Annotated in this window: 13 protein-coding genes; 2 read left to right on the forward strand and 11 right to left on the reverse strand. The window is 47.1% G+C overall.

Annotated elements, in window-relative coordinates; all coding sequences use genetic code 11:
• Nucleotides 1–37: 37 nt before the first annotated feature.
• The 9 genes from KN811_RS08455 to KN811_RS08495 all read right to left on the reverse strand — a co-directional run bounded on the left by KN811_RS08455 (nucleotide 38) and on the right by KN811_RS08495 (nucleotide 10,234).
• Nucleotides 38–1,351 (reverse strand): TolC family protein, encoded by a 1,314-nt coding sequence (locus KN811_RS08455; RefSeq protein WP_187966746.1) that lies wholly within the window; start codon nucleotides 1,349–1,351, stop codon nucleotides 38–40.
• A gap of 104 nt (nucleotides 1,352–1,455) precedes the next feature.
• Nucleotides 1,456–2,820 carry a sensor histidine kinase gene (locus tag KN811_RS08460; protein WP_187966747.1) on the reverse strand — a complete coding sequence of 455 codons (1,365 nt, stop codon included), beginning with the start codon at nucleotides 2,818–2,820 and terminating at the stop codon, nucleotides 1,456–1,458.
• A gap of 6 nt (nucleotides 2,821–2,826) precedes the next feature.
• Nucleotides 2,827–3,513 (reverse strand): response regulator transcription factor, encoded by a 687-nt coding sequence (locus KN811_RS08465; RefSeq protein ID WP_187966748.1) that lies wholly within the window; start codon nucleotides 3,511–3,513, stop codon nucleotides 2,827–2,829.
• Between the two features lie 398 nt (nucleotides 3,514–3,911).
• Nucleotides 3,912–4,592, reverse strand: a complete 681-nt coding sequence (locus KN811_RS08470; protein ID WP_187966749.1) for a uracil-DNA glycosylase family protein — start codon at nucleotides 4,590–4,592, stop codon at nucleotides 3,912–3,914.
• 368 nt (nucleotides 4,593–4,960) lie between these two features.
• Entirely contained in the window at nucleotides 4,961–5,722 is a 762-nt protein-coding gene (yaaA, locus tag KN811_RS08475) for a peroxide stress protein YaaA (RefSeq protein WP_187966750.1), read from the reverse strand.
• Nucleotides 5,723–5,808: 86 nt separating this feature from the next.
• The gene (locus tag KN811_RS08480; protein WP_187966751.1) at nucleotides 5,809–6,972 is read right to left on the reverse strand and encodes a sigma-54-dependent transcriptional regulator; all 1,164 of its coding nucleotides are present in this window, start codon (nucleotides 6,970–6,972) and stop codon (nucleotides 5,809–5,811) included.
• Between the two features lie 117 nt (nucleotides 6,973–7,089).
• Nucleotides 7,090–7,935, reverse strand: a complete 846-nt coding sequence (locus KN811_RS08485) for a mechanosensitive ion channel family protein (RefSeq protein ID WP_187966752.1) — start codon at nucleotides 7,933–7,935, stop codon at nucleotides 7,090–7,092.
• A 27-nt stretch (nucleotides 7,936–7,962) separates the two neighbouring features.
• Nucleotides 7,963–9,303 (reverse strand): ABC transporter permease, encoded by a 1,341-nt coding sequence (locus tag KN811_RS08490; RefSeq protein WP_187966753.1) that lies wholly within the window; start codon nucleotides 9,301–9,303, stop codon nucleotides 7,963–7,965.
• A complete protein-coding gene (locus tag KN811_RS08495) occupies nucleotides 9,296–10,234 on the reverse strand; it encodes an ABC transporter ATP-binding protein (protein WP_187966754.1) in 939 nt (312 codons plus the stop codon). The genes KN811_RS08490 and KN811_RS08495 overlap by 8 nt, the downstream gene beginning before the upstream one ends.
• 275 nt (nucleotides 10,235–10,509) lie before the next feature.
• Between KN811_RS08495 and typA the strand changes: the two genes are divergently transcribed.
• Nucleotides 10,510–12,309: a translational GTPase TypA gene (gene typA, locus KN811_RS08500; RefSeq protein ID WP_216334776.1), complete on the forward strand. Its 1,800-nt coding sequence runs from the start codon at nucleotides 10,510–10,512 to the stop codon at nucleotides 12,307–12,309.
• A gap of 161 nt (nucleotides 12,310–12,470) precedes the next feature.
• Nucleotides 12,471–12,710: a uroporphyrinogen decarboxylase gene (locus KN811_RS08505; RefSeq protein ID WP_187965315.1), complete on the forward strand. Its 240-nt coding sequence runs from the start codon at nucleotides 12,471–12,473 to the stop codon at nucleotides 12,708–12,710.
• Nucleotides 12,711–12,733: 23 nt separating this feature from the next.
• Here KN811_RS08505 and KN811_RS08510 read toward each other — a convergent pair whose 3' ends face one another.
• Together KN811_RS08510 and KN811_RS08515 are read right to left on the reverse strand one after the other, a co-directional pair.
• Nucleotides 12,734–13,648 carry a TIGR01777 family oxidoreductase gene (locus KN811_RS08510; protein WP_187965316.1) on the reverse strand — a complete coding sequence of 305 codons (915 nt, stop codon included), beginning with the start codon at nucleotides 13,646–13,648 and terminating at the stop codon, nucleotides 12,734–12,736.
• Between the two features lie 116 nt (nucleotides 13,649–13,764).
• Nucleotides 13,765–14,493, reverse strand: a complete 729-nt coding sequence (locus tag KN811_RS08515) for a Dph6-related ATP pyrophosphatase (RefSeq protein ID WP_187965317.1) — start codon at nucleotides 14,491–14,493, stop codon at nucleotides 13,765–13,767.
• Nucleotides 14,494–14,515: the final 22 nt, after the last annotated feature.

Below are 14,515 nucleotides of genomic sequence, written 5' to 3' on the forward strand. Positions count from 1 at the left end.
GGTCACCAGTCACCGGCCCTCCCCTTAGTTTTATGTGTTATTCCCTTATTTGTGTTATATCCTTTCCTATCTCGTATTGGAGCTCTTCCAGTTTACCGTTTACCGTTTTTACCGACTCAAGCATAATATTGCGATTGTGGAGGTAGGTTTCGAGAAAATCCAGGTATTCCAGCATACTGATGTTCCGCTCCCGGAAATTCCGGGTATAACTGTCGAGTAGTTTTCCCAGTTCATTGCCGTAATCCGTGTCAATACTTTCCATAAAGGACAGGGCGGTCATCAGGTCGCGGTAGGCGAGCATCACATCGGCCTCCACCTCCAGCTCCTTTTGTTCGTACTGTAACCTGGCGCGCTCCTGCCCGATCCGGGCGGCCTTGATATTACCCTGGTTGCGATCAAAGACAGGCAGATCTACGGCAAGGCCAAACCCTATAAAATCGAGCATAAAATTCCCTCCCCGGTCATATCCCGCCTTAAAGGTGACATCGGGGACCTTCATTGCTTTTTCATAATTGTATGATCTGTCGGAGTAGGTTTTTTCCAGTTGTGCCAGTTTTAGCCCGGGATGGTTGTCCATGGCCGCTTCCAGAAGGTGATCCGGGAACAATCCCCTGATCTTTTCCTGCCCGGGGATAAAATCGTCTTCTTTCAGTACCAAAACCGTATCGGCCGGCAGCCTCATCAGCACTTTCAGTTCTTTCTGCACGGCATTGGCCTCTCTGGCAATACGGTTCAGCTCCCCGGATATTTCCAACTCCAAGGCTTTGAGCCGTATGTATTCGCCTTTACCCGTATTGCCCTGTTCCACCTGCTTTTGATAAGCCTGCACCAGTTGCCGTACGGAAGAGGCTTCCTGTTCATAGATTCTTTTATATTGCTGTAAATACTGAAGTTCAGTGAGGTCGTTCCTGAATTCCCGCTTCAGGTTTCGCAGCAGCTCCTCCAGGTATTGCCCCGCCATATCCACGGACACCTGTTCCAGGGCCATTAGTTTTTTCCGCTTCCCTGCGGTTTGCACCAGTTGTTCGAGTTCTACACTGATCTGCTGGTTCTTCCAGCTGTTTCCGGAAAGCGGAGGCAATCCATCTCCGAAATAGTTCAGGTTATTGGTCCCTTTCCCGGTGGTCCACAGGTTTACTTCGTCTATGGAAAGTTCGGGATTGGGCCACAATCCGGCCTGCAGGAGCCTGGCTTCGGCCTCGTCTATCTTTAGCCGCTGTGCCAGTAATTGCAGGTTGTTCTCCAACAGTATGGCCTCGCACTGCTTCCGGTTCAGTACCAGGGTATCCTGCGCCCCGGCTCTGAAAAGCCCTATGCACAGTACGGTTAAAACGTGTATTAAGCACCTCATTAAGCCTTTTGTTTTTTGAGGTGTAAAGAACCTTAGAACGAGCTTAAAAAAGGCTTAAAACGGATAAAATTTAGCTTAAAGAGAGATGCTCATAGTGTTATGCATCACGCTAAAGGAAATGTCGCGGTAAAGATATTGGTATCCCCGTTTCCGGAAGTATAAGTTATAGTTCCTTTGTGAAGTATCATTATTTTATAGATAAACACCAGCCCCAGGCCGAAACCGGGTTTTCCCCTGCTGTTATCACCCCGGAAGAAAGGCTGAAAGAGATATTGTTGTTCTTCCTCGGTTATGGTCTCCCCTTTATTGACTATCTCTACTTTCAGTTCACGGGCATAAGCAGCTATACCTATGTCCGTGCGGTTATCACTGCTGTAATGGATACTGTTAAGCATCAGGTTGGCAAAAGCAGACCTCAGGAGTTTTTCGTTCGCGGATACGGTGATCCTGCTTTCATCCTCTGGGATCCCGGTATATGCTATGGAAAATTTGTGAAGTGGGTACAGGGCCTTTAATTCGTCCGCCAGGTCAAAGATCAATTCATCGATACGGATATCTGACCGGCTTATCCTGTCGCCGGATTCGGTTTTTGCAATTTCCAGCAGTACGTTGATGATCTCTCCGAGGCTTCTGGTATCTTCTTTTTGTCGCTCAATCAGCATCCGGATCGCTTCGGGGTCTGTTTCCTTTTCCAGCTTTTCAAAATTGGATACCAACACAGCGATCGGGGTTTTCAATTCGTGTGAAATGTGGTGGATGGCGTTTTTCTGAAAGGCAAAGGCTTCCTGAATGCGCCGGATGAGCTGGTTAAAATGCCTGGTGAGCAATACGATCTCTTGTTCATTCCCGGACACTGTAATGGGCGAGCCTTCCTCTTCAGGATCGTAACGGGTGATCTTTCCGGTGATCTCGGTAATGGGTCGGGAAATACGCCCGGAAAGGTAATAGGACAAAAGCACCAGCACCAGGGAAATAAGCACAAAGATCAGTATAAGGGTATTCCGTAGAAAACGGAGTTTGGAATAGCCCACAGCGTCATAGGCCTTACTGATACCGTAGTAGGATTTCATGCCCGATTCAAAATATATCCCTACCACATCATAATCCCCGTCTTTGGTTTCTATCCACCGGGTATTGGGAGAAAGTTCATTCAATATTTCCTCTGCATAGGGCACAGGAGTATCGTCCAGGCTGGTGTAGATCCTTTGTTTGTAGTTGTTGTAAATAAGCAGCTTTTCATCGTACATGGAATCTATGGTCTTCCGGTCGTAGGACAAGAGTATTTCGTTGTCCACTTTCTGTACTTCTGCCAGGTACTGAAGGGTAACGGTGATCTTCTCTTTCTGGCTTTGCTGGAATTCCTCTTCCCGGTACTGGTAAAAAAGGGTGTAGATAAGGAACAGGGACAGTCCCAGGAGTGGAATTACTGCCGTAGTGAAATAGACCAGTATTTTTTTCCGGATGGTCAAGGGCTGTCAATCTTCAAAATAATAACCATATCCCACCTTTGTCTTGATGGAGTCCTTTCCGAAGGGCTTATCTACCTTGTTCCTGAGGAAGTTTATATACACTTCTATGGTATTGGTATTACCGTCGAACGAATTTCCCCATATTTCCTTTACAAGTTCTTTTTTAGACACCACTTCTCCACCGGACCCGACGAGTTTTGCCAGTACCTGGTATTCCCTCGGGGTGAGGCTGATCTCCCTGCCCTGCCGGGTTACTCTTTTTCGTCCCGGGTGGATTGTGATATCCCCGGCAGACACTACTTCTTTACGGCCCCGGGCCTTCTTGTCGTTTTCTCCCCTTTTTATCAGTGCATTGATCCTCAGGAGCAATTCGCGCATGTAAAAAGGCTTGGTGAGATAGTCGTCTGCTCCCCTGTCGAAGCCTTTGACCTTGTCTTCGAGCTCTCCGAAGGCCGTAAGCATCAACACCGGGGTCACGGTATTGTATTCCCTGAAGTTTTTACAGACTTCATAACCATTCTGCCCGGGAAGGTTGATATCCAGCACTACGCAGTCGAACTGTTTTTTCCGGAGTATCCTTTCGGCCAGCGTTCCGTCAAAGACAGTGTCTACTTCCATGCCTTCCGAGCTTATGGCTTCTTTTATATTGTTGTTCAGGGCCGGGTCGTCTTCTATGAGCAATATCTTTTTCAAAAGTACTTTTTTGATTTGCGGGGCAAACCCCTCTGCTAAAATATGAAATGTAACGGGAGTAGCCTGTATTATTCAAAGCAAACACATCATCATTGAGAAACTGTTTAAGGTTTGTTACCGGTTTGCCAGTTTTCCGGTTGTTGATCAGTTCGGAGTTGGTTAGTCCGGGAGTTAAAACGGAAAACCTTCCCTACAAGGCTCTAAGACTCCAGACCCCCAAAACTTAGCACCGAATATCTTCAATCTTTATCAATCACAACAAGCCACTCACCTGTTCTCTTTGCCTCCCCGTCTTCTCCCCGTCTCCTCGTCACTCTATCACCAATCTTCGGTCACCCGTCATCTGTCTCCCTGCAATATGATACGTTTGCCAAGCTGTATGAATAAGCTGAAAAAAACTATTCCAGAAAATGTTTGCTATACTGCATAACCCTGAAATCTATTGTGGTAAAACCCGGGTTTTTCCGCTTCATTTCCTTGTAAAGGGGAATACTGCCCACGGCCCTGTTGGCGGAGCCGGACGGTGCCGTCAGTGAAACGGTTTTAATGCTTCTGGGGGGCTTGCCGTTTGCAGCGTGTGGCAATGTAAACCGGTGTATACGCGGCACCTCATCGGAGAGCACTTCCAGTTTCATGTCGTGCATTTTGAGATGCCTCCTGAAAAAATATTCGGGCCCATTCTTACTGTTGCCCCCGGTAAACAGCAGTGTTTTTACCGTAGGATGCTTTTGCAGATACCCGAGGACATCCCTGTACTTTACGTTTTGCATTCCCAGGTCGGAAGCATCGATCTTCTGGCGTTCACAGCTTTCCACGATATCGCAGATACCGATCTTGTGCATCCTTAAAAACGCTTTGCGCTGCTCTACGGCCTCGGGGGTGGTCTCGAACTTCAGGTCAAGCCCGAAGATCTTATCGAGAACGGGCCAGAGTTGCCCGTCAATACTGCCGTAACAGAAATTTACATCGCCTTTCTTTAATTCGCCCATAGAGAACCTCGGCGGAGGCAATGTACCCACAATGAGCCTGGTGGCTCCTTCGAGAATAAATGGCGGGAACGGATGGTTGTGGATGAACATCTGATGTTTTTTTGACTTACGACGTTTGATTATTCCTGATGCGTTAAAATTTTCAGTTGTTGGAATAATTCTGTATTATTTTAACAAAAATAAAAAGCTCCCTTACTTCGACTTCGCTCAGCACAGGCCTTCAGATGAAGAAGGGTGTCCCGTTTTGCGGGACGGGGAGTTTACCCCGGTCCAGGCCTTGGGAGTTATCCCCGAACATTTATGTTTATCCTATGCTTTGGGCTTTCTAACCCTCCGCTCCCGATCAGAGATCGGGACCACCTCCCTTCGTCACAAGGGAGGAGCCAGGTCAGGCTATCAGGGTCAAATGGAAAAAGTCATTGTCATAAGTCCTATATCTTACAGTCTTACGTCTTTTTTTATCTTACAAAAACCAGTTCGTTCTTCTTCACCGAATGTTTTTCGCTAAAACTGTATCCCTCGTAGTCAAAACCTTTGAGGTCTTCCACGGTTTTCGCTCCGGTATCTAGGATATAACGCACCATAAGCCCCCTGGCCTTTTTGGCGAAGAAACTGATCATCTTTAGCTGGTCGTTCTTCCAGTCTTTGAACTGCGGGGTGATCACCGGGGTTTTCAACGCTTTGGCGTCTACCGCTTTGAAATATTCGTTACTGGCCAGGTTAATAAAAAGTTCGCCTTCTTCGAGTTCCTCATTCAGGGTTTGGGTCAAGGTCTTTTTCCAGAATTCATACAGGTTTTTCTTCACCCCTACCTTGAGGGAAGTCCCCATTTCCAGGCGATAGGGCTGTACGAGGTCCAACGGCCTCAACACCCCGTATAGTCCGGACAGGATACGCAGGGAGTCCTGCAACTTATCCAGTTTTTCTTCCGGTATTGTGTAAGCATCCAGGCCTTCGTAAACATCCCCGTTAAAGGCATACATGGCCGGACGGGCATTACCGGGAGAAAAAGGCAGGTTCCAGTCCTGGTTGCGTTGCCAGTTGAGCTGGGCCAGGTTATCGGAAATCCCCATCAACCTGGAAAGGCTTCGCGGAGATTTCTTTTTCAGTATTTTATTCAGTCGTTCGGCCTGTTTTAAAAACAGGGGATCGGAGTATTTTTTGGTCGGCAAGGCAGATTCATAATCCAGGGATTTTGCCGGTGATATAACGATCTTCATAGTGTTGTTTTTTGTTTCAGGTTACAGGTTTCAAGTTGCAAGTTTGGATAAAATTAACCTGTAACTTACAACCTGCAATCACTTTTTTACTTACTGGCAAAGAGTTCGACATCGCTTTTGCTGATCTCCTGGCCTCCGAGGATCATCAGTCGTTCTACTACGTTTCGGAGTTCACGGATGTTTCCGGTCCAGTCGTACTCCTGTAGTTGCTTTATGGCATCGTCGGAAAACTGCTTTTGTGTCATCCCCTGTTCCGTGGCCACTTTATTTGCAAAATGGTTTACGAGCAGCGGAATATCTTCTCTCCGGTCGTTCAGGGTCGGGACTTCTACAATAATTACGGCGAGCCTGTGATAGAGGTCTTCCCGGAATTTCCCTTTTTCTATTTCTTCCTTCAGATCCTTGTTGGTAGCGGCTATGACACGGACATCGACCTTAATGTCTTTATCGCTCCCCACCCGGGATATTTTGTTTTCCTGCAGGGCACGCAACACCTTGGCCTGGGCGGAAAGGCTCATATCTCCTATTTCATCCAGGAAAATGGTCCCTTTGTCGGCGGCTTCGAATTTCCCGGCCCGGTCCTTTACAGCAGAGGTAAAAGCCCCTTTTACATGGCCAAAAAGTTCGCTTTCTATGAGTTCGGAAGGAATGGCCGCACAGTTCACCTCTACCATAGGCGCTTTGGAACGCTCACTTTTCTCGTGAAGCCAGTGGGCCACCAGTTCCTTCCCTGTACCATTGGACCCCGTAATAAGGACCCGGGCATCGGTAGGCGCCACTTTTTCGATCATGTCCTTTATATTGGAGATCGCCTTGCTTTCTCCGATCATTTCATAATTTTTACTGACTTTCTTTTTGAGCTGTTTATTTTCCCTGACCAGCTCTTTTTTATCCAGTGCATTCCGCACCGTGTTGAGCAGGCGGTTCAGGTCCGGCGGTTTGGATATATAATCATAAGCGCCGAGTTTCATGGTATGCACAGCCGTATCCAGGTCGCCATGTCCGGAAATCATTACAAAAGGGATATCAGGCTTTATCTTCCCGGCCGCTTCCAGTACTTCCACACCGTCCATTTTCGGCATCTTTATATCGCAGAGCACGAGGTCGTAGTCTTCTTTCTTCAGCTTTTCCATTCCCGAGAGGCCGTCTTCCGCTTCCTCTGTCTTATATTCCTTATTCTCCTCCGTCAGTATCTTAACCAGCACTCTCCGGATGGCTACTTCATCTTCTATAACTAAAATCTTTGGCATTGTGTGTTTTTGGTTTTTAGTTTTGGAGTTGGGGAGTTGATGAGTAGTACATTCCTCAAAAACTAAAAAACTCCCCAACTCCAAAACTCATTTAACATTATCCGATTGGCACATTTGTCAATCCTGTGGAATAATATGTACATCCCTTTGCGGGAACGGTATGGATATATTGTTTTCCCTGAACTTCTTGTCTATTTCAAAACGCAGTTCGCTTTTTATCCGCGGTGAGGTAAACCCGTCGGGCAGGAAAAAATAGACCCCGAAATCGAGAGAAGAATCCCCGAAATTCTCAAAAAGCACAAAAGGCTCGGGAAATTCCAGCACTCCCGGGTGATGGGAAGCACATTTAAACAATAAATCCTTAACCAGTTCGATATCCGACCCGTAGGCTACTCCCACTTTTACATCCTCCCTGACCGTGTTTCCATTCTGTGTCCAGTTAAACAGCGGGTCGGACATGAATTTATGATTGGGCACAATGAGTACTTTTCCGCCGCGGGTCTCCATACGTGTTGTACGGAGGTGGATGCTGGTTACCCTTCCAACCTTATCGTCTACCTCTACAATATCACCTACGTGTAATGATTTGTCGGTAATGATAAGTATTCCCGACATAATATCCTGGAACAGTTGCTGCAGGGCAAAACCGAGACCTACGGCCAGTGCGGCGAATGGTGCAAGGAACACCGTGATATTAATTCCTGATGCATCCAGTGTAAATATCACCACCAGTACGTATGCAATATATTTTACGAAAAGGAATATGCTCGTGAATTTGTTCTTATCTGTATCTGCCAGTTTCCGGGTGACCAGCCTTCGCACGAGTTTCAGGATAAAATTAGTGACAACAATGGCAATAATAACGGCAATGAGCACACCCACCGTTATATCCACCGGACTGCCTTCCGGAGAATATATCTTATATCCGAGAAAATCCTTGATAATTTGTAATATTTCTTTCATGGTTTAAAAGTTTGGTCAGTTCATTCATTAACTATATTTCAACCATCTGTACATTTCCTTATAACTCGGTTTTTTACCATACATAAGTATGCCCACACGGTATATTTTGGCAGCCAGCCATACGATAAACAAGAAGGTGGCTATAAGCAGTACTATGGAGGTTACGAATTGCCATACAGGCACTCCCCCGGCGCCTATACCTCCCGGCAGGCGCATCAGCATTACAATGGGCGAAGTCAGTGGAAAAAGCGAAAAACCCACTGCGATCGGCCCGTGAGGATTATTGAACACCGAGAAAAAACCGACGTAGATAGCCAGCATCAGGGGCAATATCACGGGGAACATAAACTGCTGGGTATCTGTTTCGTTGTCTACCGCAGCGCCAATAGCGGCGTAAATGGAACTGTATATCAGGTATCCGAGCACAAAATAGATGACAAAGGAGACCAGCAATATTCCCCAGGATATTTTTAGCAGTTCGGCCAGATAAAGCTGTGCTTTCTCCTGCATTCCTCCGGATATACCACTCATGGCATCAGCAGCTTCGGGCGGAATACGGGAGCCTCCCAGCTCTCCGACACTGACCCCGAGAAATCCGGCCAGCAGGAACAGTAATATCGTACCGCAGATGATCCAGATGACAAACTGGGTGATCCCGGCCAGGGAATTGCCAATGATCTTGCCCAGCATTAGTTGAAAAGGTTTTACCGAAGATATGATCACCTCGATGATCCTGCTCGTCTTTTCTTCGATGACACTTCGCATCACAAAGGCACCGTAAATGATGATAAACATCATGATAAGATAGCCAAAGCCCCCACCTATAAAGGCTTTTATTTCGTTAATGCCCCGCAACTTTTTCTCCCCGGTAAAATTCTCCACACTGATCTCATAATTCTTTCCGAGCTCCCCCAGCACCTCATCGGGGACCCCGAAATTCCGGAGTTTTACCTCCCTTACATTGTTGCGTATTACATTTTCTACCGAAGACAGGGTTCCTAGCCCCGGGGATTCCTTACAGAAAAGCTCTATGCTGTTTGCTACTTTTTCAATATCACCGCCTTTGGGAATATAGAGCAAACCGTAGTATGCAGCATGCTGGGCCGAATCTTTTGCGGCTTCTACCGGCATTCCCCGGAAATCCACAAAAGACAGGGAAGTATCGTCCCTGAACTGGTCCTGAAAAAAATCACTCTCATTGAGTATGGCCATCACCTTTTTTTCTTCGTTGTTCGCCTTGGTGAGAAAGAATACCAGTGCTGCCATGCCCACAAAGAGCAGGGGGCTCAGTATGGTCATTACAATAAAAGAGCGGTTGCGCACTTTGGCCAGGTATTCCCTTTTTATGATCAATGGCAGTTTATGCATGGCTGTCACTATCTTTTACGGTTTGTATAAAAATATCATTAACGCTGGGGATCACTTCCACAAAATGATTCACGGTAGACCTGGACACCAGGTATTCCAGCAGGTCGTTGGGCGAATACCCGTTCTGGAGCTGTATCCGCAGCTTCAGTTCATCGGCCAGGGACTTAAAATGGGCCGGCGACACCGTAAACCGTTCCTGCAATTGTTGTTGTAATTCTTCCTTGCGTTCCGTATCGAGCCCTACTTCAAAGGTATTACTGCGATATTGTCTTTTAATATCCACCAGTTTCCCGTCGAGTATTTTTTTCGATTTGTTGATCAGCGCTATATCGTCGCAAAGTTCTTCTACCGATTCCATGCGGTGTGTGGAGAAAATAACGGTAGCGCCCTGATCTCTCAGGTGCAGGATCTCGTCTTTTATGATATTGGCGTTTATGGGGTCGAACCCGCTAAAGGGTTCGTCAAAAATAAGCAGTTTGGGCTGGTGCAGTACGGTGACGACAAATTGTATCTTCTGGGCCATCCCTTTGGAGAGTTCCTGGATCTTCTTGTTCCACCAGCCTCCTATCTCCAGCCTGTCGAACCAGTATTTGAGCTTTTCCCTGGCTTCTTTCTTCGATAACCCCTTCAACTGCGCCAGGTAGAGGGCCTGTTCTCCTACCTTCATACTTTTGTACAAGCCCCTTTCTTCGGGCAGATAGCCGATCTGAGTAATATGTCCGGGCTGGAGGGGGGTTCCGTTAAAAGTAACAGTACCCGTATCCGGGTAGGTGATCTGGTTGATAATACGTATAAGCGTGGTCTTTCCCGCACCATTTGGCCCCAACAGGCCGAAAATATTGCCTTCAGGGACTTTTAAGGAGACATTGTCCAATGCTGTGAACTGTCCGTATTTTTTGGAAACACTGTTTACCTCCAGCAAATTATTCATATCGCAAATATCAATTTTCGCATAGTAGCATCCAAAGATATTGAAATCACTAAAAAAGAGGAGAAAATAGGGGAAATTATTTAGATGCAAACCAATATGCAGAAAAAAAAGCCCTGGTTTTTATAATGCAAAACCCTCCGCATATCTCCCGGACTCCTTAAAAAACAATAATTTAATGTTCATATACCGGGAATATCATTTATATTTGCGCCCTTAAAATCAGACTCGGAGTCTCGGAGACTGAAAAACTAAACATAGCAACAAAAGTCAACATCATGTCGGACATCAGAAATATAGCGATCATAGCCCACGTAGACCACGGTAAGACCACTTTGGTAGACAAGATCATGTACCATTGCCAGTTATTCCGTGAGAACGAGAATACGGGCGATCTTATCCTGGACAACAACGACCTGGAGCGGGAAAGGGGAATTACCATCACTTCCAAAAACGTTTCGGTGATCTACAAGGGAACCAAGATCAACATTATCGACACTCCTGGTCACGCCGACTTCGGCGGTGAAGTAGAACGGGTGCTGAACATGGCCGACGGGGTACTGCTGCTCGTAGACGCTTTTGAAGGCCCCATGCCGCAAACGCGTTTTGTATTGCAAAAGGCCATAGACCTGAAGCTGAAACCCTGTGTGGTGATCAACAAGGTCGACAAGGAAAACTGTACCCCGGACGAAGTCCACGAAAAGGTATTCGACCTGATGTTCGAACTCGGAGCAGAAGAATGGCAGCTCGACTTCCCAACGGTTTACGGTTCGGCCAAGAACAACTGGATGTCTGAAGACTGGAAAAACGAAACTGACAATATCGAGCCGCTGCTGGACATGGTCATTGAACATATCCCCGCACCGAAAATTTCTGAGGGAACACCTCAAATGCTCATCACTTCTCTCGACTTTTCGAGCTTTACCGGGCGTATTGCCATCGGCAGGCTGCAACGGGGAACACTTACCGAAAATTTGCAGGTATCCCTGGTGAAGCGTGACGGAAGTATCGTAAAATCCAGAATAAAAGAATTGCATACCTTTGAAGGACTGGGCCGGAAAAAAGTATCTGAGGTCCATGCGGGAGACATTTGTGCGATCGTAGGCCTCGAAGGTTTTGAGATCGGTGACACTATTGCCGATCTGGAAAATCCGGAAGCCCTCGCCTCCATTGCCATAGACGAGCCTACCATGAGTATGCTCTTTACCATAAACGACTCTCCTTTCTTTGGCAAAGAAGGAAAATATGTGACTTCGCGCCATATCAAGGAAAGACTGGACAAGGAACTGGAAAAGAACCTGGCCCTGAGAGTGAAGGAGACGGACAGTGCCGATAAATTCATGGTATTCGGCCGTGGGGTATTGCACCTCTCCGTACTGATAGAGACCATGCGCCGGGAAGGTTATGAACTCCAGATCGGGCAGCCGCAGGTGATCATCAAAGAAATTGACGGGGTAAAATGTGAGCCTGTTGAAGAACTCACTATTGACCTCCCGGAAAACCTGTCGGGAAAAGCTGTGGAATTCGTAAGCCTTCGCAAGGGAGAAATGTTGAGTATGGAACCGAAGGGCGAACGTATGATCTGTGTATTCCACATTCCTTCGAGAGGGATCATCGGGCTGAGAAACCAATTGCTGACGGCTACGGCAGGAGAGGCCATTATGTCGCACCGGTTTGTCGAATATCAGCCGTATAAGGGTGATATCCCCGGAAGGAACAACGGCTCGCTCATATCGATGGAAAACGGTAAGGCCATTCCCTACTCTATCGACAAATTACAGGAAAGGGGCAAGTTCTTTATCGATCCCAACGAGGATATTTACGAAGGACAGGTCATCGGGGAAAATTCCCGAAGCGACGATATGACGGTAAACGTGACCAAGACCAAAAAACTCTCCAATGTCCGCTCTTCAGGAGCCGATGAAAAGGCGAAGATCGTCCCGGCCATAAAATTCTCGCTGGAGGAAGCGCTGGAATACATTCAGAAGGACGAATATGTGGAAGTGACTCCAAAGAGTCTGAGGCTTCGGAAAATCTTCCTCACGGAAAACGACAGGAAGCGAAATAAGATAGCTTAAAATACAAAACAAAAAAAAGGAAATGTCTGAAAAATAAATTTACGTCAACCTGAACTTGTTTCAGGTTCTCATTCCCGGCTGCTCCGAATCGGGATGGGATGCTGAAACAAGTTCAGCATGACGGATAGGGTTTTCAGACATTTCCTTTCCCCACTTAAAGAATGGAATTTCTGGGTATCTCCATAACAGAATGGATAGGCTACGCCGCTTCACTTGGGGTGTTGCTCTCCTTTCTTATGCGGGATATTATAAGACTGAGAACGGTCAATTCCATCGGTTGTTTCCTTTTTGTCATTTACGGTTTTATGCTTCCTTCTATTCCGGTAATTATTACCAATCTTGCCATTTTCGGAGTAAACGTATATTTTATCTTTTTCAGGAACAGGGACAAAAAACAATAAGGGGAACAGTCATGTTTCTCATATCATTCCCTGCCGAGCAGGTTATCCAGTGCCGGGCCCAGGTTGGGATATTTAAACGAAAACCCCATATCTGTCATTTTCCGGGAGCTCACCCTCTGCCCGCAGAAAAGCAGGTAGGACATTTTTCCCAGCAGGCATTTCATCACAAAACGGGGTATACGTGGCAGTATGAGCGGTTTTTGAAGTTTCCCGGCAATTTCGCAGGTCAGCTTTTCATTGGTTACCGGGTTGGGGGCTACACCGTTAAAGATCCCTGAAGTCTGTTTTTCCAGTACAAACAGGAATATCCGTGCGAGATCGGTAATATGGATCCAGGATTGCCATTGCTTCCCGCTGCCAAAGGCGGCACCGGCAAAATATTTAACGGGTTTGACGATCTGGGGCAACATCCCTCCTTCTTTCGACAGGACCAGGCCTATACGTACCTTGGCGACCTTAATCCCCAGTTCCTGCATCCGGTCGGCAGCAGCTTCCCATTCCTGGATCACCCTTCCGGGAAAGGAATCGTCCACCTCTTTTTCTTCTTCACCGTAATAATGGGTCAGGGAATCGGGGTAGATACCAATGGCCGAAGCGGAGATCAGCATTTTTACCCTGTGCCCTTCTTCAGATCCCAGGGTATTTTGCAATAATTCGAGCGATCGTACCCTGCTGCCCAGGATACGCTTCCTATGCTTTGCCGTCCACCGTTTGGCTATCGGTTCTCCCGCAAGGTTGATAATGGCCTCCACATCGTCCAGGCATTCCCGGTCTATTTCCCCCTTTCCGGGATTCCAGTAAAAGCCCCTGCACATATCCATGTTCTCTATTTTGGAACGGTCGGTCGTAAGATAGTTTACCGCTATCCCTTCCCGTGTATATAAACGGACGATCTCACGGCCTATCAATCCTGTCGCTCCTATAATTAAAACACGCATCACATCTTTTTTTCTCTGTTCTATTAAAGATACGGCATATTAAATGGCCCGCATAACAATTTAGAAAAGGTTTAACGTCCCTCGACTCCGGTTTACCCTGAGTCCGGTCGAAGGGCTCAGGGTAAACCGGAGCCAGGGGAAAGGTCGCAATACCAGAAGGAATTGTCCCAGTTTTGTTGTTTAGCATCATCCTGCGAAGCATAGTTTTTCAGGACCTTTTCTCCGGTTTCGAACGCTACCGGTTGCCGGAATATCGGGCCGTCATAAACGAAGGTGTGAAATTCCCCGTTCTCCCCGCAGACATCTACCTGTTCCGGCAGGTCACGGATAAAACACTCATCAACTTCCCGACCGCAAAATTCCTTGCCCAGGAGCCTTGCATTTACACATACCGTGATGGCCCTGAAACCGAGTCGCAGAAACTCTTCCATGAGCGTCCGGGTATCCTGTTTCCACAGGGGAAAGACGGTTTTTATCCCTACCTCAGCAAGTTTGCCCTCCCGGTATTTTTTGAGGTCTTCCAGGAAAATATCGCCAAAAGTAGCATAGCGATACCCTTCTCCGTAGAGTTTTGCGGTTTCTTCCTTCATCGTCCGGTTGTACGTTTCCATGTCCACCACCGAAGGGAAGTAGACTTTGCGCAATGGCAAACCGATGCTTTCTGCCTGCCGGTCCAACAGGTTTTCCGGAAGGCCGTGCATGGATACCCGGCCAAAATCCCTGTTGACTGTTGTTACCAGGCTTTCCACATGATAATCGCCCTGCTTCAGCATTTTGTACAGGGCCAGGGCAGAATCCTTGCCGCTGCTCCAGTTAAAATATGTTCGTTTTCCCGGATTTGTCATAAAAAATAAAATTTTACTGCTG

The sequence above is a fragment of the Sinomicrobium weinanense genome, from assembly GCF_018863395.1.
Taxonomy (GTDB): domain Bacteria; phylum Bacteroidota; class Bacteroidia; order Flavobacteriales; family Flavobacteriaceae; genus Sinomicrobium; species Sinomicrobium weinanense.

Bases quoted from the DNA above. Each gene is read 5' to 3' on its own strand.
- KN811_RS08455 (WP_187966746.1), bottom strand. From the start codon at position 1,351: ATGAGGTGCTTAATACACGTTTTAACCGTACTGTGCATAGGGCTTTTC.
- KN811_RS08470 (WP_187966749.1), bottom strand. From the start codon at position 4,592: ATGTTCATCCACAACCATCCGTTCCCGCCATTTATTCTCGAAGGAGCC.
- yaaA (WP_187966750.1), bottom strand. From the start codon at position 5,722: ATGAAGATCGTTATATCACCGGCAAAATCCCTGGATTATGAATCTGCC.
- KN811_RS08480 (WP_187966751.1), bottom strand. From the start codon at position 6,972: ATGCCAAAGATTTTAGTTATAGAAGATGAAGTAGCCATCCGGAGAGTG.
- KN811_RS08485 (WP_187966752.1), bottom strand. From the start codon at position 7,935: ATGAAAGAAATATTACAAATTATCAAGGATTTTCTCGGATATAAGATA.
- KN811_RS08490 (WP_187966753.1), bottom strand. From the start codon at position 9,303: ATGCATAAACTGCCATTGATCATAAAAAGGGAATACCTGGCCAAAGTG.
- KN811_RS08495 (WP_187966754.1), bottom strand. From the start codon at position 10,234: ATGAATAATTTGCTGGAGGTAAACAGTGTTTCCAAAAAATACGGACAG.
- typA (WP_216334776.1), top strand. From the start codon at position 10,510: ATGTCGGACATCAGAAATATAGCGATCATAGCCCACGTAGACCACGGT.
- KN811_RS08505 (WP_187965315.1), top strand. From the start codon at position 12,471: ATGGAATTTCTGGGTATCTCCATAACAGAATGGATAGGCTACGCCGCT.
- KN811_RS08510 (WP_187965316.1), bottom strand. From the start codon at position 13,648: ATGCGTGTTTTAATTATAGGAGCGACAGGATTGATAGGCCGTGAGATC.
- KN811_RS08515 (WP_187965317.1), bottom strand. From the start codon at position 14,493: ATGACAAATCCGGGAAAACGAACATATTTTAACTGGAGCAGCGGCAAG.